The following is a 23,432-nucleotide window of genomic DNA, read 5'->3' as shown; positions in this document are numbered from 1 at the left end:
GCGACAGCGGTGGGTCAGTCACATCGATGTTGCCTGATGTACCGCTATCGCGAGCAGGCTCACTCCCACATTAGATCTGCGATGTCTGGGGGGATTGTGCGAAGTCCTGAAGTTGTGGGTAAAACAAAGCGAAATCCTCACTCAACGGCTCATACAACCGCCGCAATTCCTGCATCGCCCCCGCCAGTTCCTCGGGCCGGCTCAACCGCCGCGAGATCCCGCGCAGCACCTGCTCCAGCACTTCAAACTGCTGATACGAACCCAACCAGTCATTGGCCACCATGTGCGGGGCGATCTTCGCCAGGCGGTCGGGCAACTGCCGTTCGTGGGTCAATACCCGATAAACGTCAGCGGTGAAAACCTCCAGCGGCTGCTCGGCATACAGCTTCCAGTCCCGCGCCAGGCAATGATCGAAAAACACATCGAGCACGATCCCGGCATAACGCCGCCGCGTCTCGGTAAACCGCCCCAAGGCGATGTCCACCAACGGATGGCGATCGGTAAATACGTCAATTCGGCGATGCAGTTGAATCGCCGCTTCCACCTCCGGCGCAAACTGCCCTTGCAGCCGGCCTTTGACGAAATCGCCATACAGACTGCCGAGCAGTTGCCCCGGGCGCTGGCCACCGAGGTGTAAATGTGCGAGATAGTTCATGGGCGCAGCTTAGCACTGCGGCCCATAAGCCATACACCCCTGTATCGTTATAACGCGATATACCAATTTATGCTGACGTCAGATCAAAATCATATTGGTGTATCGCGATCTAACGATTTATATTTCGCCACATCGCGATATAGCGTTGTACACATTGTGAGCACCTGCCATGAACCTCGACCTCGACGAAATAATAAAAGCCCTGGCGCACCCAGTACGGCGAGACATCCTCAACTGGCTGAAAGACCCGAAGAACGAATTTCCGGAACAGTTGCACAACCACGAGTACGGCATTTGCGCCGGACAGATCGATCAACGCTGCGGCCTGTCGCAGTCGACTGTTTCTGCGCACCTCGCAACGTTGCAACGCGCCGGTCTGATCAGCAGCCAGAAGGCCGGTCAGTGGCATTTTTTCAAACGTAACGAGGACGTGATCCAGGCGTTCCTCAGCACCCTCAGTAAAGAGCTCTGACCCTTAACGTCAGCCAGCCGACAAGGAAACACGCATGCCCCTCTCGCTACTCATCCTCGCCTTGAGCGCCTTCGCCATCGGCACCACCGAATTCGTCATCATGGGCCTGTTGCCCGATGTGGCGGCCGACCTCGGTGTGTCGATCCCCGGCGCCGGCTGGCTGGTGACCGGTTACGCCCTCGGCGTGGCAATCGGTGCACCGTTCATGGCAATGGCCACCGCCAAGTTGCCGCGTAAAGCAGCACTGGTGGCGTTGATGGGCATTTTTATTGTCGGCAACCTGCTCTGCGCCATCGCCAGCGATTACAACGTGCTGATGTTTGCCCGCGTGATCACCGCGCTGTGCCACGGTGCGTTCTTCGGTATCGGTTCGGTGGTGGCGGCCAATCTGGTGCCGGCCAACAAGCGTGCGTCGGCGGTGGCGTTGATGTTTACCGGCCTGACCTTGGCCAACGTCCTCGGTGTACCGCTGGGCACTGCGCTGGGTCAGCAATACGGCTGGCGCTCGACCTTCTGGGCGGTGACCGTCATTGGTGTGATTGCGCTGATCGGCCTGATCCGCTTCCTGCCGGCCAAGCGTGATGAAGAAAAACTCGACATGCGCGCCGAACTCGCCGCCCTTAAAGGTGCGGGGATCTGGCTGTCGCTGAGCATGACCGCACTGTTCGCCGCATCCGTCTTCACTCTGTTCACCTACGTCGCCCCGCTGCTCGGTGAAGTCACCGGCGTGTCGCCGCGTGGCGTGACCTGGACGCTGATGCTGATCGGCCTGGGCCTGACCGTCGGCAACATCATCGGCGGCAAGCTCGCCGACAAAGGCATGGCCGCCACGCTGATCGGCGTGTTCATTGCGATGGCCGTGGTTTCCACCGTGCTGACCTGGACCAGCGTCGCGCTGATCCCGACCGAAATCACCCTGTTCCTTTGGGCCACCGCGTGTTTTGCCGCCGTGCCGGCGCTGCAAGTCAACGTGGTGACCTTCGGCAAGGCTGCACCCAACCTGGTGTCGACCCTGAACATCGGCGCCTTCAACGTCGGCAATGCTCTCGGCGCCTGGGTTGGTGGCAGCGTCATCGCCCACGGCTACGGCCTGACCAGCGTGCCGCTCGCAGCCGCCGCCCTGGCCGTGCTCGCCCTGCTGGTGACTTTGATTACTTTCCGTCAGAACGGCAACGCCGATCTGGCCCCCGCTACTCACTGATTAACTTTTCACTTACGAGGGTTGTAGACATGGCAACTATTTTTGATCCGATCAAACTCGGCGACGTCGAGCTGGCCAACCGCATCATCATGGCCCCGCTGACCCGCTGCCGCGCCGACGAAGGCCGCGTACCGAACGCGCTGATGGCTGAATACTACGTACAGCGCGCGTCCGCTGGCCTGATCCTCAGCGAAGCCACTTCGGTAACGCCGATGGGCGTTGGCTACCCGGACACCCCGGGCATCTGGTCCAACGACCAAGTGCGCGGCTGGGCCAACGTGACCAAAGCGATTCACGGCGCGGGCGGCAAGATCTTCCTGCAACTGTGGCACGTCGGCCGGGTTTCCCACCCTTCGTACCTCAACGGTGAAGCACCGGTCGCACCGAGCGCCATCCAGCCGAAAGGTCACGTCAGCCTGGTTCGCCCATTGGCCGACTACCCGACTCCGCGTGCACTGGAAACCGCTGAAATCGCCGACATCGTCGACGCCTACCGCACCGGTGCCGAGAACGCCAAGGCCGCCGGTTTCGACGGCGTGGAAATCCACGGCGCCAACGGTTACCTGCTCGACCAGTTCCTGCAAAGCAGCACCAACCAGCGCACCGACAACTATGGTGGCTCGCTGGAAAACCGTGCGCGTCTGCTGCTGGAAGTGACTGACGCTGCGATCGAAGTCTGGGGCGCCGGCCGTGTCGGTGTGCACCTGGCACCGCGCGCTGACTCCCACGACATGGGCGACGACAACCTGGCGGAAACCTTCACTTACGTCGCACGTGAACTGGGCAAACGCGGCATCGCGTTCATCTGCTCCCGTGAGAAAGAAGGCGCCGACAGCCTTGGCCCGCAACTGAAAGAAGCGTTCGGTGGCCCGTACATTGCCAACGAAAAGTTCACCAAAGACAGCGCCAATGAATGGCTGGCCAGTGGCAAGGCTGACGCTGTGGCGTTTGGTGTGCCGTTTATTGCCAACCCGGATCTGCCGGCGCGCTTGAAGGCGGATGCGCCTTTGAATGATGCGCGTCCGGAGTTGTTCTACGGTAAAGGGCCGGTCGGTTATATCGACTACCCGGCGCTGTAATAGGCAACACACAGAAACGCAAAAGCCCCCGACTTGTGAGAGTTGGGGGCTTTTTTGTGTTCGCCTGGAGAGTGATTGCGCAGCTGAGTACGTAGCCCCTCATCGGAACGCCGCCCGCCCAGCCCTCTCCCGACGGAGAGGGAGCCAATTTGCGTAGTTTTCAAATTCGGAGTTCGACTGGATATTCCACGTCGGTGTAACTCGCAAGAACACCTCGGTCAGTCCCCTCTTCCTCTGGGAGAAGGCTAGGGTGAGGGCAAGCGGCTCACACTCATTCACACAGACGACACAAATTCCCTACAAAATGCCTAGCTCGCTACGTTTAAACTCCCCGCCGCAAACGTATGTAAAGGCAGGCCAATTGACATAAGCTGTGCCAATTACGCATTTTGTTTCATTTGCGCAGGCTGGGGCTCAGGCGCAGCATATCCAACCCTGTATCGACCCAACGCTCAGCCTCGGCATGCAGTTCAAAGCTGTCCGGCGCCAGAAGCCATCCATACAGCAGGCCATCGATGTAAGCGTGAATGCTGATGGCCGCGCGGGCAGTGTCGAGATCTTCCGGCAACTGGCCGCGATTCACCGCATTACGCAGGGTCAGCCCGATGCGCTCGTTGCAGTCGAGACTGGCCACCCGGCGCTGCTGGCGCAAATCGCACATTTCATCGGTGAACTCGCACTTATGAAACAGAATTTCGTTGATGCGGCGGGTCTTCGGGTCCAGCGCAACTTGATGAAACAAATGAATCAGCAATTTGCGCATGCAGCCCAGCGGGTCCAGTTCGTCTTCGCTCTCGCTGGCCTTGGCCAATTCATCCAGTGGCTCATGCAGGCTGTCGAGCATCGCCTGGACCAGGTCCGCTTTATTGCTGAAATGCCAGTAGATGGCACCACGGGTGACACCGGCCATTGTCGCGATATCGGCCAGCGTCGTACGAGCGACGCCCCTTTCATAAAAGGCTTTCTCCGCCGCTTCCAGAATCTGGCTACGGGTTTCTTGAGCTTCCTCTTTGGTACGACGGACCATGACAGTAAAACCTCAAACAGGATGTTTCAGGGATGGCTGAATATCCGCTGAATAAAGAGGGGGCGATCTCTCGCGGATCGGCTCCCCGGCCTACAATTTCAAACCTTGCAACGACTTTTGTAACGGGCTGGGTACGCGGCAAAGGTATTTACAAACAACCATGAACGTAAGTATATTACTTAGCAAGCTACTTATCCACCCGGTATCCTTTTTTTACCCTTACACACTTCTTGTGCGCTCTTTGCGCGCCTGACCCGAGGATCTTCATGCAATTCAAGCCAGCTGTTACCGCTCTGGTCACTGCCGTCGCCCTGGCATCGCTGCTCAGCGGATGTAAAAAGGAAGAAGCGGCACCGGCCGCTCCGCCCCCTCAGGTCGGCGTCGTCACCCTGCAACCACAAGCGTTTACCCTCACCTCCGAACTCCCGGGCCGCACCAGTGCGTTCCGCATCGCTGAAGTTCGACCGCAGGTCAACGGCATCATTCTCAAGCGTCTGTTCAAGGAAGGCGGCGATGTCAAAGCCGGCCAGCAGCTGTACCAGATCGATCCGTCGGTCTATGAAGCGACCCTGAAAAGCGCCGAAGCCAACCTGCGTTCGACCAAGTCGATCTCCGATCGCTACAAGCAACTGGTCGACGAGCAGGCCGTGAGCCGTCAGGAATACGACACCGCAGTGGCCAACCGCATGGAATCGGAAGCGTCGTTGCAGACCGCACAGATCAACGTGCGTTACACCAAGGTGTACGCGCCGATCTCCGGCCGCATCGGTCGTTCTTCGGTCACCGAAGGTGCACTGGTCAGCAATGGCCAGACCGACGCGATGGCAACGATCCAGCAACTGGACCCGATCTACGTCGACGTCACCCAGTCCTCGGTTGAATTGCTGGAACTGCGTCGTGAGCTGGAAAGCGGTCGCCTGCAGAAGTCCGGCGATACCGCCGCAGCGGTCAAACTGACGCTGGAAGACGGCAGCCAGTACAAGCTCGACGGTAAGCTGGAATTCTCCGAAGTCACGGTCGACCCGACTACCGGTTCCGTGACCTTGCGCGCGGTGTTCCCGAACCCGGATCACACCCTGCTGCCAGGCATGTTCGTCCGCGCCCAGTTGCAGGCCGGTGTCAACGCCGCCGCCATTCTGGCGCCGCAACAAGGCGTGACCCGTGACCTCAAAGGCACCCCGACCGCACTGGTCGTCGGCGCCGACAACAAGGTCGAACTGCGTCAGCTCAAGGCCAGCCGCACCGTTGGCAGCCAGTGGCTGATCGAAGACGGCTTGAAAGCGGGCGATCGCTTGATCACCGAAGGGCTGCAGTACGTGCGCCCGGGTGTTCAGGTCAACCCGTCCGAAGCCACCAATGTCGGCAACAAGAACCCGGCCCCCGCTCAGGCAGCTGACAAAGCCGCCGGCGGCAAAGGGGAGTAATTCATGTCAAAATTCTTCATCGACCGTCCGATTTTCGCCTGGGTAATTGCCCTGGTGATCATGTTGGTCGGGGCACTTTCGATCCTGAAACTGCCGATCAACCAGTACCCGAGCATTGCGCCGCCGGCCATTGCGATCTCCGTGACCTACCCGGGCGCTTCGGCGCAAACCGTGCAGGACACCGTGGTCCAGGTGATCGAGCAGCAGCTCAACGGTATCGACAACCTGCGTTATGTGTCCTCGGAAAGTAACTCCGACGGCAGCATGACCATCACCGCGACCTTCGAGCAGGGCACCAACTCCGACACCGCGCAGGTACAGGTTCAGAACAAGCTGAACCTCGCTACCCCGCTGTTGCCGCAGGAAGTGCAGCAACAAGGTATCCGCGTGACCAAGGCAGTGAAAAACTTCCTCCTGGTTATCGGTGTGGTATCGCGTGACGGCAGCATGACCAAGGACGACCTGTCCAACTACATCGTGTCGAACATGCAGGATCCGATCTCGCGGACCGCCGGTGTCGGTGACTTCCAGGTCTTCGGTGCCCAGTACGCGATGCGCATCTGGCTCGACCCGGCCAAGTTGAACAAGTACAACTTGACCCCGGGCGATGTCAGCACCGCGATCTCGGCACAGAACGTCCAGGTGTCTTCCGGTCAACTCGGCGGCTTGCCGGCATTGCCGGGCCAGCAACTGAACGCGACGATCATCGGCAAGACCCGTCTGCAGACTGCCGAGCAGTTCAAGGCGATTCTGCTGAAGGTTAACCAGGACGGCTCGCAAGTGCGTGTCGGCGACGTCGCTGACGTCGGTCTGGGCGGTGAAAACTCGAGCATTTCTGCGCAGTTCAACGGCAGTCCGGCCTCGGGTCTGGCGGTAAAACTGGCCAACGGTGCCAACGCCCTCGACACCGCGAAAGCGCTGCGCAAGACGATTGACGACCTCAAGCCGTTCTTCCCGGAAGGCATGGAAGTGGTATTCCCGTACGACACCACTCCTGTGGTGACCGAGTCGATCAAAGGTGTGGTTGAAACCCTGGTCGAAGCGATCGTGCTGGTGTTCCTGGTGATGTTCCTGTTCCTGCAGAACTTCCGCGCCACCGTCATCACTACGATGACCGTGCCGGTGGTATTGCTCGGTACATTCGGCATCCTCGCGGCGTTCGGTTTCAGCATCAACACGCTGACCATGTTCGGTATGGTGCTGGCCATCGGTTTGCTGGTGGACGACGCCATCGTTGTGGTGGAAAACGTCGAGCGGGTGATGAGCGAAGAAGGCTTGTCACCGAAGGAAGCGACCAAGAAATCCATGGGCCAGATCCAGGGCGCACTGGTCGGTATCGCGCTGGTGCTGTCGGCGGTATTGCTGCCGATGGCGTTCTTCAGCGGTTCCACCGGTGTGATCTACAAGCAGTTCTCGATCACCATCGTGTCGGCCATGGCCCTGTCGGTACTGGTCGCGCTGATCTTCACCCCGGCGCTGTGCGCGACCATGCTCAAGGCGATTCCGAAAGGCGAGCATGGCACGCCGAAGAAGGGTTTCTTCGGCTGGTTCAACCGCAATTTCGACCGTGGTGTGCAGAGCTACGAGCGCGGTGTCGGCAACATGCTGTCGCGCAAAGCGCCGTACCTGCTGGCTTATCTGCTGATCGTGGTCGGCATGATCTGGCTGTTCACCCGCATCCCAACCGCGTTCCTGCCGGAAGAAGACCAAGGCGTACTGTTCGCCCAGGTGCAGACCCCGGCCGGTTCGAGTGCCGAGCGTACTCAGGTGGTGATCGACGAAATGCGCAGCTACCTGCTGGATAAAGAAGCAGGCGCAGTGTCCTCGGTGTTCACCGTGAACGGCTTCAACTTCGCCGGTCGCGGTCAGAGCTCTGGCCTGGCGTTCATCATGCTCAAGCCGTGGGACGAGCGTAACGCGGACAACAGCGTGTTTGCCCTGGCCCAACGTGCCCAGCAACACTTCTTCACTTTCCGCGATGCCATGGTGTTCGCGTTCGCCCCGCCTGCGGTACTGGAGTTGGGTAACGCCACCGGTTTCGACGTGTTCCTGCAAGACCGCGCCGGTATCGGTCACGACAAACTGATGGAAGCGCGTAACCAGTTCCTTGGCCTCGCCGCGCAGAGCAAGGTGCTCTATCAGGTGCGTCCGAACGGCCTGAACGATGAACCGCAATACCACCTGGAAATCGACGACGAGAAAGCCCAGGCCCTTGGCTTGAGCCTCACCGACATCAACAGCACGCTGTCGATCTCCTTCGGTAGTAGCTACGTCAACGACTTCATCGATCGCGGTCGTGTGAAGAAGGTCTACGTGCAAGGTCAGGCCGGTGCTCGCATGAGCCCTGAAGACTTGAAGAAATGGTACGTGCGCAACAACGCCGGGACCATGGTGCCGTTCTCCGCCTTCGCCAAAGGCGAGTGGATCTACGGCTCGCCGAAGCTGGCGCGTTACAACGGTGTAGAAGCAATGGAGATCCTCGGTTCTCCGGCGCCGGGTTACTCCACCGGTGATGCGATGGCCGAAGTCGAAGCGATTGCCAAGAAGCTGCCGGCGGGTGTCGGTATCTCCTGGACCGGTCTGTCCTATGAGGAACGTCTGTCGGGTTCGCAAGCGCCCGCGCTGTACGCCTTGTCGCTGCTGATGGTGTTCCTGTGTCTGGCGGCGCTGTACGAGAGCTGGTCGATTCCGATCGCGGTTATGCTCGTGGTGCCGCTGGGGATCATCGGTGCGCTGCTGGCCACCAGCCTGCGCGGTCTGTCCAACGACGTGTACTTCCAGGTGGGCCTGTTGACGACCATTGGTCTGGCGGCTAAAAACGCCATTCTGATCGTCGAGTTCGCCAAAGAATTGCATGAACAAGGGCGTAGCCTGCGTGATGCGGCGATCGAAGCCTGCCGCATGCGTCTGCGCCCGATCATCATGACCTCGCTGGCCTTCGTCCTCGGTGTTGTACCGCTGGCGATCTCCACTGGCGCCGGTTCAGGCAGTCAACATGCGATCGGTACGGGCGTAATTGGCGGTATGCTCACGGCCACGATCCTGGCGATCTTCTGGGTCCCACTGTTCTTCGTTACGGTTTCGTCCATCGGCCAGCGTAAGATCGCTGACGAGGATGAGACTACTGAAACTCCTAAAGAGGCTGGCCAATGAGCAAGTCGCTACTCTCCATCGCAGTCGCCGCCTTCGTGCTGAGCGGTTGCTCGCTGATACCTGACTATCAGCAGCCTGAGGCTCCGGTCGCAGGTCAGTACCCACAGGGGCCGGCGTATTCGCCGGCCCAGGCTCCGGCGCAGGCCGCTGCCGAGCAGGGCTGGAAGCAGTTTTTCCATGACCCGGCGCTGCAACAGCTGATCCAGGTTTCACTGGAAAACAACCGTGACCTGCGTGTCGCGGCGCTGAACATCGATGCTTACGCGGCTCAATACCGCATCCAGCGTGCCGACCTGTTCCCGGCCGTTTCGGCCAATGCCAGCGGCAGCCGTCAACGTCTGCCGGCTCGCGCGTCGACGACGGGCGACTCGATGATCAGCAGTTCGTATTCCGCCACCGTCGGCATCAGCGCCTACGAACTCGACCTGTTCGGTCGGGTGCGCAGCCTGAGCGAGCAGGCCTTGCAACAATACTTCGCCACTGAAGAAGCGCGCCGCAGCACCCAGATCAGTCTGGTCGCCAGCGTCGCCAATGCTTACCTGACCTGGCAAGCGGACAAGGAACTGCTCAAGCTGACGCAAGACACCCTCGGTGCCTTCGAAGAAAGCTACAAGCTGACCAGCCGCAGCAACGAAGTCGGTGTGGCTTCGGCGCTGGATCTGGCGCAGTCGCGCACCTCGGTCGAGAACGCCCGGGCACAACTGGCGCGTTACACCCGCCAGGTCGCACAGGACGAAAACAGCCTGACGCTGCTGCTCGGCACCGGTATCCCGGCCAATCTGCAAGCGGCCAAACCGCTGTCGGATGACCTGCTCAGCGATGTACCGCCGGGTCTGCCTTCGGACTTGCTGCAACGTCGTCCGGACATCCTGCAAGCCGAGTACAACCTGAAAGCGGCCAATGCCAACATCGGCGCGGCCCGTGCGGCGTTCTTCCCGAGCATCAGCCTGACCGCCAACGCGGGCAGCCTGAGCCCGGACCTGTCCGGCCTGTTCAAGGGTGGTTCGGGGACGTGGCTGTTCCAGCCGCAGATCAACCTGCCGATCTTCAACGCCGGCAGCCTGCGCGCCAGCCTCGACGCCGCCAAGATCCAGAAGGACATTGGCGTGGCGAACTACGAGAAGTCCATTCAGACGGCCTTCCAGGAAGTCGCCGACGGCCTGGCCGCACGCCAGACCTACACCGAACAGCTGCAAGCGCAGCGTGACTTCGTTCAGGCCAACCAGGATTACTACCGTTTGGCCGAACGTCGCTACCGCATCGGCGTCGACAGCAACCTGACCTTCCTCGATGCCCAGCGTCAGCTGTTCAGCGCGCAACAAGCGCTGATCACCGACCGCCTCGCGCAGCTGACCAGTGCGGTCAACCTGTACAAGGCCCTGGGTGGTGGCTGGAACGCGCAGACCGCGCAGAACGAACCGCTGAAAGAAGAAGCGCCGAAGATGAAGTTGTTCTGATCATCATCGGCTGAATACAAGGAGCCCACCGATTGGTGGGCTTTTTGTTGCCTGAGACTCAAAAGATCGCAGCCTTCGGCAGCTCCTACACTTGGAATGCATATCCCTGTAGGAGCTGCCGAAGGCTGCGATCTTTTGATCTTCAATGCTGTTCGATAATCGCCCAAAACCCGCTTTACCCAATTGAATCCGAACATCCGCCCCCCGCACCATTCGAGCCACAAAACCAATAACAACAGGTTCGCCACATGCTCCCGCGCCCTGCTCCATCCGGCTGATCGCCGCCGCTTCACCCCCTGAATTCATCGCATTTCTGCACCGTAAAAAACGACCGCAGCGCACCCGTTCGCCTTAAAAAAACAAGAGAGACCCGAGCCCATGACCACCTCCCCTGCGCCTTATGCATTTCCTGGCCTGATCGCCCTGGCCCTGGCCGGTGCAGCCCTTCCCGCTGCGGCTGAAGAAGCCGGTTTCGTCGAAGGCGCCAAGGTCAACCTCAACCTGCGCAACTTCTACATCAACCGCAACTTCACCAACCCGACCAAGGCTCAGGGCAAAGCAGAAGAGTGGACGCAGAGCTTCATCCTCGACGCCAAGTCCGGCTTCACCCAAGGCACCATCGGTTTCGGCATGGACGTGCTCGGCCTGTATTCGGTGAAACTCGATGGCGGTAAAGGCACCGGCGGCACGGCGTTGCTGCCGCTGGATCACGACGGCCGTCCGGCGGACAACTTCGGCCGCACCAACGTCGCCTTCAAAGCCAAGCTTTCCCAGACCGAAGTGAAAGTCGGCGAGTGGATGCCGGTGCTGCCGATCCTGCGTTCAGACGATGGTCGCTCGCTGCCGCAAACCTTCCGTGGCGGGCAGATCACCTCGAAGGAAATCGACGGCCTGACCCTCTACGGCGGTCAGTTTCGCGCCAACAGCCCGCGCGACGACAGCAGCATGAGCGACATGTCGATGACCGGCAAAGCGGCGTTCACCTCTGATCGATTCAACTTTCAGGGCGGTGAGTATGTTTTCAACGAAAAACGCACGCAGATCGGTTTGTGGAACGCTGAACTCAAAGACATCTACAGCCAGCAATACGTCAACCTGATCCACAGCCAGCCACTCGGCGACTGGACCCTCGGCGCTAACCTCGGCTTCTTCTATGGCAAGGACGATGGTAGCGCCCGCGCCGGCGATCTCGACAACAAGACCTGGTCGGGCATGTTCTCGGCGAAGTACGGCGGCAACACCTTCTATGTCGGCCTGCAGAAGCTCACCGGCGACAGCGCCTGGATGCGCGTCAACGGCACCAGCGGCGGCACCCTGGCCAACGACAGTTACAACGCCAGTTATGACAATGCGCAGGAACGCTCCTGGCAAGTGCGCCATGACTACAACTTCGTGGCACTGGGCATCCCCGGCCTGACCCTGATGAACCGCTATATCAGCGGCGACAATGTGCACACCGGGACGATCACCGACGGCAAGGAATGGGGCCGCGAATCGGAACTGGGCTACACCGTGCAGAGCGGCGCATTGAAGGATCTCAACGTCAGATGGCGCAACTCGACCATGCGCCGGGATTTCAGCAACAACGAGTTCGACGAGAACCGCTTGATCGTCAGCTACCCGATCAGCCTCCTCTAAACACCGATATTCACCTGTGGGAGCGAGCCTGCTCGCGAAGAGGCTTAACATTCAACAGAGATGTTGACTGACACACCGCTTTCGCGAGCAGGCTCGCTCCCACATTTGATCTCCTACAGGCAGTTATCGCCATTGGTCAGGAGAAGTGGCACTTTGCCGGTCGGCAGGTAAAGTGACAAAACCTGAAGGAGTCAGGTGCTTCACCTTTCCGCTTCCGTCGTCGTAGTCGGTCCTCAAGCTGGGAGCCAGGTTGTCATCGGAAGACACCAACGATCACCGGAGGACCACCTCAATGATCTCTCGTCTTGCAACACCCGACTGGGACGCCAAGGCGTACCAGCAGTTTTCCCGTCTCAGGCAACGACCGGTCCATGAACTGCTTGACCGTGTGGACCTGCCGAACCCGCAACGCATTTACGATCTCGGCTGCGGCACCGGCATTGCCACGCAGTTGTTGGCCAAACGCTGGCCGCGCGCACAATTGCAGGGGATCGACAGCTCGGCCCAGATGCTCGATGAAGCACGCTGCCTGCCGATCAGGGCATCGTGGAAACACTGCGATCTGCTCGATTGGCAAGCGGAGCAGCCGGCAGACCTGCTGCTCGCCGCCGCCGTGCTGCACTTTATCGATGGCCATGAAACGTTGCTGCCGCAGCTGCTGGGTTATCTGAATCCTGGCGGTTGTCTGGCGGCGCATATGCCGGACTGGCGCGATGCGCTGTGGTATCGGCTGATGCTCGACACCCTCGAAAACGGCGGCCCCGGTGGCACGCCGATGGGCACCCCTGAGCTGCGTCAGCGCATGGCGGCGCGGCCGTTGTTGGCGCTGGAAGATTACTACCGCTTGCTCGCGCCGCTGACCTCGTCGCTGGATATCTGGGAGACCGAGCAATTGCAGGTAGTCGACGGCAAATCACCGGTGTACGACTGGGTGAAGGTTTCGGCGCTACGGCCGGTGATGCAGGCGCTGGATTCAGCGGAACAGGCGCGGTTTATCTATCACTATCTGATGCGCGTGCATAAGCATTATCCGCAGGAGAGCGATGGGCATACGTTGTTTGCGTTCAAGCGGATATTTATTGTGGCCACCGTCTGATTTGTCGCGGCCACTATCGCTATCGCGAGCAGGCTCACTCCTAAAGGGGAACGCATTCCAAATGTAGGAGTGAGCCTGCTCGCGATGGCGTCAGCCCGGCCAACGACTATTCCCGGGATTCGACTCCTAGCTCATCCCAAACCGATTCAGCCAAATGAAACGTCGCATTCGCCGCCGGTATCCCGCAATAAATCGCACTCTGCATGATCACTTCCTTGATCTCGCCCCGGCTCACACCATTATTGGCCGCCGCACGCAGGTGCAGTTTCAGCTCACCTTCGCGGTTCATGCCAATCAGCATCGCGATAGTGATCAGGCTGCGCGTGTGCCGAGGCAAGCCCGGACGCGTCCAGATATCGCCCCAGGCATGCCGGGTGATCATTTCCTGAAACTCCGAGTTGAACTCGGTCAGCGTGGTCAGGCTGCGATCGACATGCGCATCACCGAGCACCGCGCGGCGCACTTGCATGCCTTCGTCGTAACGTTGTTTCTCGTCCACGAAAATCCCCTTATCAGGCGTTCAGAAACGCCAACACACGGTCACTGAAATCCGCGCCAGCCTGCACGTTGGACAGGTGCGCCGCGTAGAACTCGGCGTACTCGGCACCGCGTACGTTCTCTTGGATGAAATGCCCTCCGGACGGCGGCGTCACCGCATCTTCGGTGCCGGCAATCACCAGCAACGGCACGTTGATAGACGCTAGTTGCTCACGGAAATCGGCATCCCGCACCGCCGCGCAATTGGCCGCGTAACCCTCAGGCGAAGTGGCCGCGAGCATGTCGGTGATCTGCTTGGCTGCGGCCGGATGTGCAGCGGAAAAATCAGGGGTAAACCAGCGGGCGATCGACGCATCACGCAGGGCAACCATCGCCGCCGCACCGTCGCGCAGCACGGTTTCGATGCGTGGATTCCACACCGACGGATCGCCGATTTTTGCTGCCGTGTTGCAGACGATCAGCTTGTGCAGACGATGCCCGGCGTTGATCCCCAGCCACTGGCCGATCAAGCCACCCATCGACAATCCGCAGAAATGCGCGCGCTCAATGTGCAGTGCATCCAGCAAACCGAGCACGTCATAACCCAGTTGCTCGATACTGTAAGGCCCCGGCGTCACCAGCGATTGGCCATGGCCACGGGTGTCGAAACGCAGCACGCGAAAATGCTCGGTGAACGCCGGCATCTGCGCGTCCCACATGTGCAGATCAGTGCCGAGCGAGTTGGACAGTACCAGCACCGGCGCATCGACCGGGCCCTCGATTTGATAGTGCAGTTCGCCATCGGCGAGTTGAACGAAAGCCACAGCCCTCTCCTTTCAGTCAGACAATGCGTTGTGTTCGGCCACCGCGCGCTCGACCCAGGTTTTCGCCTGACCGAGGTAATGAGCGGGGTTCAAAAGATGATCCAGTTCAGCGCTGCTCAGCTCAGCGTTGACCTTCGGTTCGTCACCGAGTACGGCGCGCAAATGGCGCTGTTCGGCCACCGCGCGTTTGCAGCATTGCTCAAGCAAGTGATGCGCAGTGTCGCGGCCGACACGCTGGGCGAGGACGATGCTCACGGCTTCGGCGAGCACCAGCCCTTGGGTCAGTTCGAGGTTGTGCGCCATGCGCTCAGCGTCGACTTCCAGACCCTCAGCGAGCAATTTCGCCTGTTGCAGCGAACCCGACACCAGGCAGCAGATTTCCGGCAGGGTTTCCCACTCGGCATGCCACAGACCGAGGCTGCGTTCGTGTTCCTGCGGCATCGCGCTGAACAACGTCGAGACCAGACCTGGCACGCGCGTCGCTGCGCCGATCAACACCGCAGCACCGACCGGATTGCGTTTGTGCGGCATGGTCGACGAACCGCCCTTGCCCGGCGCCGATGGCTCGAATACCTCAGCCGCTTCAGTCTGCATCAACAGGCTGATGTCGCGGCCGAACTTGCCGAGGCTGCCGGCGATCAAACCGAGCACCGCGCCGAACTCCACCACACGATCGCGCTGGGTGTGCCACGGCTGTTCCGGCAAGGTCAGTTGCAGTTCTTCGGCCAGCGCTTCGGCAATCGGCAAGGCCTGTTCACCCAGCGCGGCGAGGGTCCCGGAGGCGCCGCCGAATTGCAGCACCAGCAGACGCGGCTTGAGTTCGCGCAAGCGCTGACGGCTGCGAGTCACAGCGCCCAGCCATCCGGCGATTTTCATGCCGAGGGTCACGGGCGTCGCGTGTTGCAGCCAAGTGCGTCCGGCCAGCGGTGTCGCTGCATGGCGTTGTGCTTGAACAGCGAGAGAGTCAGCCAGTTGCGCCAGATCGCTTTCAATCAATTCCAGCGCCTGACGCAATTGCAGCACCAGCCCGGAATCCATCACGTCCTGACTGGTCGCGCCCAAATGCACATAACGCTCAGCTTGCGCATCGGTCGCGGCAATCTGCTTGCCCAACGCCTTGACCAGCGGAATCGCCGAATTGCCGGCCGTGGCAATCGCCTCGCCCAGTGCCGCGAAGTCATACAGACCAGCGCTGCACGCCGCCGCAATCGGTGCCAGCGCAGAGGCAGGAATCAACCCGACCCGCGCTTCGGCCCGAGCCAGCGCCGCTTCGAAGTCGAGCATCGCCTGCACGCGGCCCTGATCGCAGAACACCTCGCGCATATCGCGGGCAGTGAAGTAGGCATCGAACAATTGATTGCCCGGTCGCTGAGTCATAAAAGTCCTTGCCGGCGCGGGCCATCACGGCCCGCGCGCATCGGGTTAGAGATCGTGGTGCAAATACGCCGCCTGTTTCGGCAGGCGCAGGCTGAACAGGAAGGCGATCGCCATCATGGCCGTCACGTACCAGTAGAAGGAGTTTTCCATGCCGATGTTCTTCAGGCTCAGGGCGACGAATTCCGCCGAACCACCGAAGATCGCATTCGCCACCGCATAGGCCAGACCGACGCCGAGGGCGCGGACTTCCGGCGGGAACATTTCGGCTTTCACCAGGCCGCTGATCGAGGTGTAGAAACTGACAATCGCCAGCGCCACGGTGATCAACACAAAGGCGAGAAACGGGCTGCTGACGCTTTTCAGGCTCAACAGAATCGGTACGGTGAACAGCGTGCCGAGCGCGCCGAACCAAAGCATCGAGTTACGTCGACCGATCTTGTCGGCGAGCATGCCGAACAGCGGCTGCATGCACATATACAGGAACAGTGCGCCGGTCATGATGTAGCTGGCGGTCTTGGCGTGCATGCCGGCGGTGTTCACCAGGTACTTCTGCATGTAGGTGGTGAAGGTGTAGAAAATCAGCGAACCACCGGCGGTGTAACCGAGCACGGTGATGAACGCGGCTTTGTGATCGCGGAACAGCGCGGCGATGCTGCCGGCGTCCTTGTGCGCGCGGGTTTCCTTGTTGGTGGTTTCTTTCAGCGAACGGCGCAGGAACAGCGAAATCAGCGCCGCCACCGCACCGACCACAAACGGAATCCGCCAGCCGTAGGCACGCAGGTCTTCTTCGCTGAGGAACTGCTGCAGGACCACTACCAGCGACACCGCCAGCAGTTGCCCGCCGATCAGGGTCACGTACTGGAACGAGGCGAAAAATCCGCGCTGGCCCTTGAGCGCGACTTCGCTCATGTAGGTCGCGGTGGTGCCGTACTCACCGCCGACCGACAGGCCTTGCAGCAAACGGGCGAACAACAGCAGGACCGGCGCCCAGACGCCGATGTCCTTATAGGTTGGCAGGCAGGCGATCAGCAACGAGCCGAAGCACATCATCAGAATCGAGATGAGCATCGAGTTCTTGCGCCCGTGCTTGTCGGCGACACGGCCGAAAATCCAGCCGCCGATTGGACGCATCAGAAAGCCGGCAGCGAACACGCCAGCGGTGTTGACCAGTTGCACCGTGGGGTTGTCGGAGGGGAAAAACGCCGGGGCGAAATAGATCGCGCAAAAGGCGTAGACGTAGAAGTCGAACCATTCGACGAGGTTGCCGGACGAGGCGCCGACAATGGCAAAGATGCGCTTGCTGCGCTCTTCACCGGTGTAATGGGAGGTGGTGGTTGTCATTGTTTTTCACTCGATAGGGACAGTGAGAGTCTAGACATACTTTGCAACAGTCCCGTTCCACAGTTCCATCTGCAACACAGTTCCCTTGTAGGAGTGAGCCTGCTCGCGATGGCGATGTGTCATTCAGACCATTTAAATCTGACACACCGTTATCGCGAGCAGGCTCACTCCTACAGGGATTGGGGTGTTCTTCAGTAATCGAAGAACACGGTCTCGGCGTCGGTGCCCTGCAGAATCACATTCCACTGATAAACACCGGATGCATCTTTTTTAGCCAGCAACGTACTGCGACGTTCAGCCGGTACGCATTCGAGCAACGGATCATCAACATTCGCCGGCTCGCCTTCAAAGTAGATCCGCGTCAGCAAGTGCTTGACCAAGCCACGGGCGAACACCAGCACCACCAGATGCGGTGCCTGAGTCGAACCTTTCAGCCCTTCAACCGTACCCGGTTTGATCGTGGTGAAACGGAAACGCCCTTCAGCATCCACCGGCACACGGCCAAAGCCTTCAAAGTTCGGATCGAGCGGTTTTTCCTGCTCGTCTTCCGGGTGGTCGTATTTACCGGCGGCGTTGGCCTGCCAGACTTCAAGCATGGCGTCGTTGACGACATCGCCGTTGCCATCCACCACCTGCCCGGTGATCGCCACGCGCTCGCCGAGGGTCTGCTCAACGGTGAGATCTTCACGGTTCAGCCAGGTCAGGCCGATGTGGTAGTACGGCCCGACGGTGTGGGACGTGGTCGCAGTCAGCGTCATCTTATTTCTCCATCGGCGTGGCTTCACGCCCGCGCAGCACGATGTCCCAGCGATAACCGAGGGCGTAGGACGGAATGGTTTTTTCCAGATCGAAACTGGCGATCAGGCGTTCCTTGGCCGAAGTGTCCGGCACGCAGTTGTAGATCGGGTCGTAAGCCAGCAGCGGGTCGCCCGGGAAATACATTTGCGTGACCAAGCGGGTGAGAATGCTCGGCCCGAACAGCGAAAAGTGGATGTGCGCCGGACGCCAGGCGTTGTGGTGGTTGCCCCACGGGTAGGCGCCGGGCTTGATGGTCTGGAACTGATACCAGCCGTCGGCGTCGGTGACGGTGCGGCCGGTGCCGGTGAAGTTCGGGTCCAGCGGCGCGTCATGCAGGTCGCGTTTGTGGTTGTAGCGACCGGCGGCGTTGGCCTGCCAGATCTCCACCAGAATCCCCGGCACCGGCAGACCGTTTTCGTCGAGCACGCGGCCGTGAATGATGATGCGTTCGCCCTGCGGCTCGCCTTCATGCTGGGCGGTCAAGTCATTATCGGTGTCGCCCACACGCTCAGCGCCGATGGTCGGGCCGGTGATTTCCGACAGCGAGTGCGGCAGAAACACCAACGGCTTCGACGGCGAGCGCAGGTTGGTGGATTGATACGTCGGGTGCAGGTAATCAGGCTGAGTGCCTTCCTGCGGACGACGGTAACCAGGCTTGTCAGACATGTCGCTTTCCTCTGTTCTTTTTCGTCACGGCTGGCGTCAGACGCGTTCGATGGCCAGGGCCAGACCTTGGCCGACACCGACGCACATGGTCGCCAGACCTTTCTTGCCGCCGGTCTTTTCCAACTGATGCAGCGCGGTCAGCACCAGACGTGCACCGCTCATGCCCAACGGGTGACCAAGAGCAATCGCCCCGCCGTTCGGGTTGACCTGCGCAGCGTCGTCCGCCAGCCCCAGTTCACGCAGCACTGCCAAGCCTTGGCTGGCAAACGCTTCGTTGAGTTCGATCACGTCGAAATCGCTGACCGCGACGCCCAGGCGCTCGATCAGTTTGCGCACCGCCGGCACCGGGCCGATGCCCATCACGCGCGGCGCTACACCGGCGCTGGCCATGCCGAGCACTTTGGCGCGGGCGGTCAGACCATGTTTTTTGACCGCTTCGGCGGACGCCAGAATCAGTGCGGCAGCACCGTCGTTGACCCCGGAGGCATTGCCGGCGGTGACGGTTTTATCCGGACCGTTGACCGGTTTCAACTTGGTCAACGCTTCAATCGTGGTATCGGCACGCGGATGTTCGTCCTGGCTGACCACGGTTTCGCCCTTCTTGTGGGCAATCCGCACTTCAACAATTTCTTCGGCGAAGTAGCCGGCGGCCTGCGCGGCGGCGGTACGTTGCTGACTGCGCAAGGCAAACGCGTCTTGGTCTTCGCGCGAGACTTTATAGTCGTCAGCGACGTTGTCGGCAGTCTGCGGCATCGCGTCGACGCCGTACTGCGCTTTCATCAACGGGTTGATGAAACGCCAGCCGATGGTGGTGTCTTCCAGCTTCATGTTGCGCGAGAACGCCGCATCAGCCTTGCCCATCACGAACGGTGCGCGAGACATCGACTCGACGCCGCCGGCAATCGCCAGCTCCATCTCGCCGCTGGCAATCGCACGGAATGCGGTGCCAATTGCGTCCATGCCCGAAGCGCAGAGGCGATTGAGGGTCACGCCCGGTACGCTGTCCGGCAGGCCTGCCAATAGCAGCGCCATGCGGGCAACGTTGCGGTTGTCTTCGCCGGCCTGGTTGGCGCAACCGAGGAACACTTCGTCGATGGCGCTCCAGTCCACCGATGGATTGCGCTCCATCAGGGCTTTGATCGGCACGGCGGCCAGGTCATCGGCGCGAACGGCGGACAATCCGCCGCCGAAACGGCCGATCGGCGTGCGAATCGCGTCGCAAATATAAACCTCACGCATCATGCTTCTCCCGGTGCCTGGCCGTGGGCCGCGGCGGTGCGCGCTTCAAGATCGCGCAGTGCAGTCAGTTCGACTTCAGTCGGTTCAGCGGTGGCTTCAACATGCTCGGCAAAACGAATCGCCCAACCGGTGGCCGCGACCACTTGCTCGCGGGTTACGCCCGGATGCAAAGCGGTGACGACGAACTCATGGGTGCCCTCTTCCGGTTCCATGATGCACAGGTCGGTGATGATCCCGACCGGCCCGGCGCCCGGCAGGCCCAGACGTTTGCGCGAATCGCCGCCCTCGCCATGACCGACCGAGGTGATGAAATCGAGCTTGTCGACAAACGAACGCGCCGACTGTTTAAGGATGATCAACACGCTTTTCGCCGAACCGGCAATCTCCGGCGCGCCACCGGCACCCGGCAGACGCACTTTCGGCGAGAAGTAATCGCCAACCACGGTGGTGTTGATGTTGCCGAAACGGTCGACCTGCGCGGCGCCGAGAAAACCGACGTCGATGCGCCCGCCCTGCAACCAGTAGCGAAAAATCTCACCGGTCGGCACGACGGTGTCAGCGGTTTCCGCCAGCTCACCGTCACCGATCGACAGCGGCAGCACGCTTGGCTTGGCGCCAATCGGGCCCGACTCATAGATCAGCACCACGTCCGGCGACGAGGTCAGACGCGCAAGGTTGGCGGCTTTCGACGGCAAGCCGATGCCGACGAAGCACACCGAGCCGTTCTTCAGGCGACGGGCCGCCGCGACGGTCATCATTTCATTGGTGGTGTAAGTCATTACTTGGCCTCCGAAGCAGCGGCCAACTTGGCCTGGAACGCACTGAAGTCAGCGCAGCCATGGATGTATTCGTTGATCCACGCGGTAAACGTCTCACGGTCGCGGGCGATCGGATCCCACGCCTGATAGAAACGATTGTCGCGCTCGGTGTAACCGTGGGCGTAGGACGGGTGTGCACCGCCGGGTACGTGGCAGACCGCGCTCAAGGCCCAGGTCGGCAGTACACAGGCGTTCATCGGTGCCTTGAGGTCATCGACGATTTCTTCGACGGTGACGATGCAGCGCTTGGCGGCCAGTGCGGCTTCTTTCTGCACACCGAGAATGCCCCACAGCAGGACGTTGCCTTGGCGGTCGGCTTTCTGTGCGTGGATCACGGTCACGTCCGGGCGCACCGACGGCACCGCCGCCAGCACTTCACCGGTGAACGGGCAGGTCACGGTTTTGATCAGTGGATTGACCTTCGGCAGGTCGGAACCGGCGTAGGCACGCAGCACCGCGAATGGCAGCCCGGAAGCGCCGGCGACGTAGGCATTGGCCAGGTCAGCGTGGCTGTGTTCTTCGATTTCCAGCGCGTGCGGCCATTGCTTCTCGACCGCGTCACGCAGACGATGCAGCGAACCGACGCCCGGGTTGCCGCCCCAGGAGAAAATCAGTTTGCGTGCGCAACCGGCACCGATCAGTTGGTCGTAGATCAGGTCAGGCGTCATCCGCACCAGCGTCAGATCTTTCTTGCCCTGACGAATGATTTCATGACCCGCAGCCGTAGGGATCAAGTGAGTAAAGCCTTCGAGCGCGACGGTGTCGCCGTCGTTGACGAATTGCTTCACCGCGTCGTGCAGCGAAAGGATCTCAGCCATGGAGCGGGCTCCTGTTTTTGTAATGAATCGCCAGTGATAAAAAGGCGCGAGGTTCAGCGCCGGAGTCACTGCAGATTAAGCCTGAGAAATTGGTCAAACAATCCGATAATCGACTGAGTGTTCGTTTATCGAACAGATTGTTGTCAGCCTATCGGTTCGTGTTTTGATCGTTCCCACGCTCCGCGTGGGAATGCAGCCCGGGACGCTCCGCGTCCCTTTCAAAGGCCGGAACGCGGAGCGTCCCTAGAGGCGCTCCCACGCAGAGCGTGGGAACGATCATGCGCTGATACTCAAGTCGCATCCGCATGACTGACCATGCCTTTGATCACCACCGCCGTGGTGGCCAATGCCGCCGGAATCACCAACGCCGTCAGCACCTGCTCGAAATTCCAGCCCAACCCCAGCAACGTCGCGCCCATCCATGCCCCGAGAATCGCGCCAAAGCGGCCAATCCCCAGCATCCACGACACACCAGTCGCCCGCCCTTGGGTCGGATAAAACCGCGCCGCCAGTGACGGCATCGCCGATTGCGCACCGTTCACGCACATCCCCGCCACCAACACCAAGGTTGCCAGCAAGGTGATATTTCCAAGGCTCTGCCCTACCGCGTAGGCAAACACCCCGGCCAACAGGTAGAAAATGCCGATGACCTTGTGCGGATTGAAGCGGTCCATTGCCCATCCCACAGCCACCGCGCTCAAAACCCCGCCGAACTGGAACAATGCGCCAATGAAAGCGGCTTGTTCCATGCTCGCGCCGCTGTCACGCATCAGCGTCGGCAGCCAACTGGTCAGCAGGTAGACGATCACCAGGCCCATGAAATAGGTCAGCCACAGCAGCAAGGTGCCGGTGCTGTAAGTGCCGGAGAAGATCACCGCAAACACGTTGCGCGCCTTGACGGTCTTCTGTTCAGGCACGCTGAAACTGGAGGCTTGAGCGACGGTGACCGGATCAATCGGCGCCAGGGTCTTGCGCACCTTGTCGGTGCCACGGTTACGCACGACCAGGTAGCGCGCCGATTCCGGCAGCCAGAACAGCAGCACCACCGCGAGGATCAGCGGCAGGATCCCGCCAATCAGCAGCAGGCTGTGCCAGCCGAACGCCGGGATCAGCTTGGCGGAAATGAACCCGCCACCGGCCATGCCGAGGTTGAAACCGCAGAACATGCTGGTCACCAGCAGCGACTTTTTGCGCTCCGGGGTGTATTCCGAAAGCAGCGTGGTTGCGTTCGGCATCCCTGCGCCCAAGCCAAGGCCGGTCAAGAAGCGCAGCACCAGCAGTTGTTCGACGTTGGTGCTGTACGCCGACGCGAGACTGAAGGCCCCGAACAGAACCACGGCGCCGACGAGTACGACTTTTCGCCCGAAGCGGTCAGCCAACGGGCCGGAACCCAGTGCGCCGAAGACCATGCCGATCAACGCGGCACTCATCACCGGGCCGAGGCTGGCGCGGTCGATGCCCCAATCCTGCGACAGCGCCGGGGCAATGAAGCCCATCGCGGCGGTGTCGAGGCCGTCGAGGAAGACAATCAGGAAACACAGAATCACCACCCGCCATTGATAGCGCGAGATCGGTTGGGCATTGATGAAGGTCTGCACGTCGAGGCAGTTACCCACAGCGGACTGAGGCTGGTTCATTATTTTTATTCCACGCAAAAAACGCAGTCGAACGGCGGCCGGCCAAGGAGCGGCACGGTCACAAGAATAGAAGAGCTGGATCAGGCGTTGCGGGAAACCCGGCAACAGCGGTTGGAGCGGAGACAGTCGGGGAGCGTGCGCATGGTGAGTTGCCTCTTGTCATTATTATGGGGGTCGACAGTCCGGCGGGCTCATTCACATCAGCGCCGGATGACGCTGCCGCGACATTAATGAT

Annotated in this window: 20 protein-coding genes; 8 read left to right on the top strand and 12 right to left on the bottom strand. The window is 60.6% G+C overall.

The genetic code is table 11. The annotated features are described in order from the left end of the window. Nucleotides 1-70: 70 nt before the first annotated feature. The gene (locus CQ009_RS16680) at nt 71-655 is read right to left on the bottom strand and encodes an ACP phosphodiesterase (protein WP_064393037.1); all 585 of its coding nucleotides are present in this window, start codon (nt 653-655) and stop codon (nt 71-73) included. Nucleotides 656-824: 169 nt separating this feature from the next. On the opposite strand from CQ009_RS16680, the gene CQ009_RS16675 reads away from it, so the two are divergent. Genes CQ009_RS16675 through CQ009_RS16665 form a run of 3 tightly spaced genes read left to right on the top strand, consistent with a single transcriptional unit; the run spans nt 825 to nt 3,407 of the window. After that, nucleotides 825-1,127 carry a helix-turn-helix transcriptional regulator gene (locus tag CQ009_RS16675; protein WP_007917068.1) on the top strand — a complete coding sequence of 101 codons (303 nt, stop codon included), beginning with the start codon at nt 825-827 and terminating at the stop codon, nt 1,125-1,127. Nucleotides 1,128-1,161: 34 nt separating this feature from the next. Next, nucleotides 1,162-2,328, top strand: coding sequence for an MFS transporter (locus CQ009_RS16670; RefSeq protein ID WP_064119748.1), 1,167 nt, complete (start codon nt 1,162-1,164; stop codon nt 2,326-2,328). 29 nt (nt 2,329-2,357) lie between these two features. Next, nucleotides 2,358-3,407, top strand: a complete 1,050-nt coding sequence (locus tag CQ009_RS16665; protein ID WP_064393038.1) for an alkene reductase — start codon at nt 2,358-2,360, stop codon at nt 3,405-3,407. Nucleotides 3,408-3,801: 394 nt separating this feature from the next. Here the strand turns inward: CQ009_RS16665 and emhR are convergent, their stop codons facing one another. Beyond that, nucleotides 3,802-4,434 (bottom strand): efflux system transcriptional repressor EmhR, encoded by a 633-nt coding sequence (gene emhR / locus CQ009_RS16660; RefSeq protein ID WP_064393039.1) that lies wholly within the window; start codon nt 4,432-4,434, stop codon nt 3,802-3,804. Between the two features lie 266 nt (nt 4,435-4,700). Here emhR and emhA point away from each other — a divergent pair, with 266 nt between their 5' ends. From emhA to CQ009_RS16635, 5 genes are all read left to right on the top strand, one after another. Next, entirely contained in the window at nt 4,701-5,858 is a 1,158-nt protein-coding gene (emhA, locus tag CQ009_RS16655) for an efflux RND transporter periplasmic adaptor subunit EmhA (protein ID WP_064393040.1), read from the top strand. Nucleotides 5,859-5,861: 3 nt separating this feature from the next. Beyond that, nucleotides 5,862-9,011 (top strand): efflux RND transporter permease subunit EmhB, encoded by a 3,150-nt coding sequence (gene emhB / locus CQ009_RS16650; RefSeq protein ID WP_064393041.1) that lies wholly within the window; start codon nt 5,862-5,864, stop codon nt 9,009-9,011. Beyond that, complete coding sequence (gene emhC, locus CQ009_RS16645) at nt 9,008-10,468, top strand: efflux RND transporter outer membrane subunit EmhC (RefSeq protein ID WP_064393042.1); 1,461 nt, start codon at nt 9,008-9,010, stop codon at nt 10,466-10,468. Before emhB ends, emhC begins: the two co-directional genes overlap by 4 nt. A 378-nt stretch (nt 10,469-10,846) precedes the next feature. Next, nucleotides 10,847-12,106, top strand: a complete 1,260-nt coding sequence (locus CQ009_RS16640; protein ID WP_105707508.1) for an OprD family porin — start codon at nt 10,847-10,849, stop codon at nt 12,104-12,106. Nucleotides 12,107-12,398: 292 nt separating this feature from the next. Beyond that, nucleotides 12,399-13,202, top strand: a complete 804-nt coding sequence (locus CQ009_RS16635; RefSeq protein WP_105707506.1) for a methyltransferase domain-containing protein — start codon at nt 12,399-12,401, stop codon at nt 13,200-13,202. A 106-nt stretch (nt 13,203-13,308) separates the two neighbouring features. Here CQ009_RS16635 and pcaC read toward each other — a convergent pair whose 3' ends face one another. The 10 genes from pcaC to CQ009_RS16585 form a co-directional block, all read right to left on the bottom strand. After that, on the bottom strand, nt 13,309-13,701 hold the full coding sequence (gene pcaC / locus CQ009_RS16630; protein ID WP_007917093.1) for a 4-carboxymuconolactone decarboxylase: 393 nt from the start codon (nt 13,699-13,701) through the stop codon (nt 13,309-13,311). Between the two features lie 13 nt (nt 13,702-13,714). After that, entirely contained in the window at nt 13,715-14,503 is a 789-nt protein-coding gene (gene pcaD / locus CQ009_RS16625) for a 3-oxoadipate enol-lactonase (protein ID WP_105707504.1), read from the bottom strand. A gap of 12 nt (nt 14,504-14,515) precedes the next feature. Then, entirely contained in the window at nt 14,516-15,880 is a 1,365-nt protein-coding gene (locus tag CQ009_RS16620; RefSeq protein WP_105707502.1) for a 3-carboxy-cis,cis-muconate cycloisomerase, read from the bottom strand. A gap of 45 nt (nt 15,881-15,925) precedes the next feature. Continuing rightward, a complete protein-coding gene (locus CQ009_RS16615) occupies nt 15,926-17,221 on the bottom strand; it encodes an MFS family transporter (RefSeq protein WP_064393047.1) in 1,296 nt (431 codons plus the stop codon). A gap of 191 nt (nt 17,222-17,412) precedes the next feature. Further along, nucleotides 17,413-17,979 (bottom strand): protocatechuate 3,4-dioxygenase subunit alpha, encoded by a 567-nt coding sequence (pcaG, locus tag CQ009_RS16610; protein WP_105707500.1) that lies wholly within the window; start codon nt 17,977-17,979, stop codon nt 17,413-17,415. A gap of 1 nt (nt 17,980) precedes the next feature. Next, nucleotides 17,981-18,685 carry a protocatechuate 3,4-dioxygenase subunit beta gene (gene pcaH, locus CQ009_RS16605; RefSeq protein WP_105707497.1) on the bottom strand — a complete coding sequence of 235 codons (705 nt, stop codon included), beginning with the start codon at nt 18,683-18,685 and terminating at the stop codon, nt 17,981-17,983. A gap of 36 nt (nt 18,686-18,721) precedes the next feature. Continuing rightward, entirely contained in the window at nt 18,722-19,927 is a 1,206-nt protein-coding gene (gene pcaF, locus CQ009_RS16600; protein WP_177430968.1) for a 3-oxoadipyl-CoA thiolase, read from the bottom strand. Then, nucleotides 19,924-20,703, bottom strand: coding sequence for a CoA-transferase subunit beta (locus CQ009_RS16595; protein ID WP_105707493.1), 780 nt, complete (start codon nt 20,701-20,703; stop codon nt 19,924-19,926). The genes pcaF and CQ009_RS16595 overlap by 4 nt, the downstream gene beginning before the upstream one ends. Then, entirely contained in the window at nt 20,703-21,560 is an 858-nt protein-coding gene (locus CQ009_RS16590) for a CoA transferase subunit A (RefSeq protein ID WP_064393052.1), read from the bottom strand. Before CQ009_RS16590 ends, CQ009_RS16595 begins: the two co-directional genes overlap by 1 nt. A gap of 290 nt (nt 21,561-21,850) precedes the next feature. Then, nucleotides 21,851-23,197 (bottom strand): MFS transporter, encoded by a 1,347-nt coding sequence (locus CQ009_RS16585; protein WP_103307045.1) that lies wholly within the window; start codon nt 23,195-23,197, stop codon nt 21,851-21,853. Between the last annotated feature and the right edge of the window lie 235 nt (nt 23,198-23,432).

The sequence above is a fragment of the Pseudomonas sp. MYb2 genome, from assembly GCF_002979955.1.
In the GTDB taxonomy this organism is placed as follows: Bacteria; Pseudomonadota; Gammaproteobacteria; order Pseudomonadales; family Pseudomonadaceae; genus Aquipseudomonas.
This window is presented reverse-complemented; position numbering and strand designations above follow the sequence as displayed.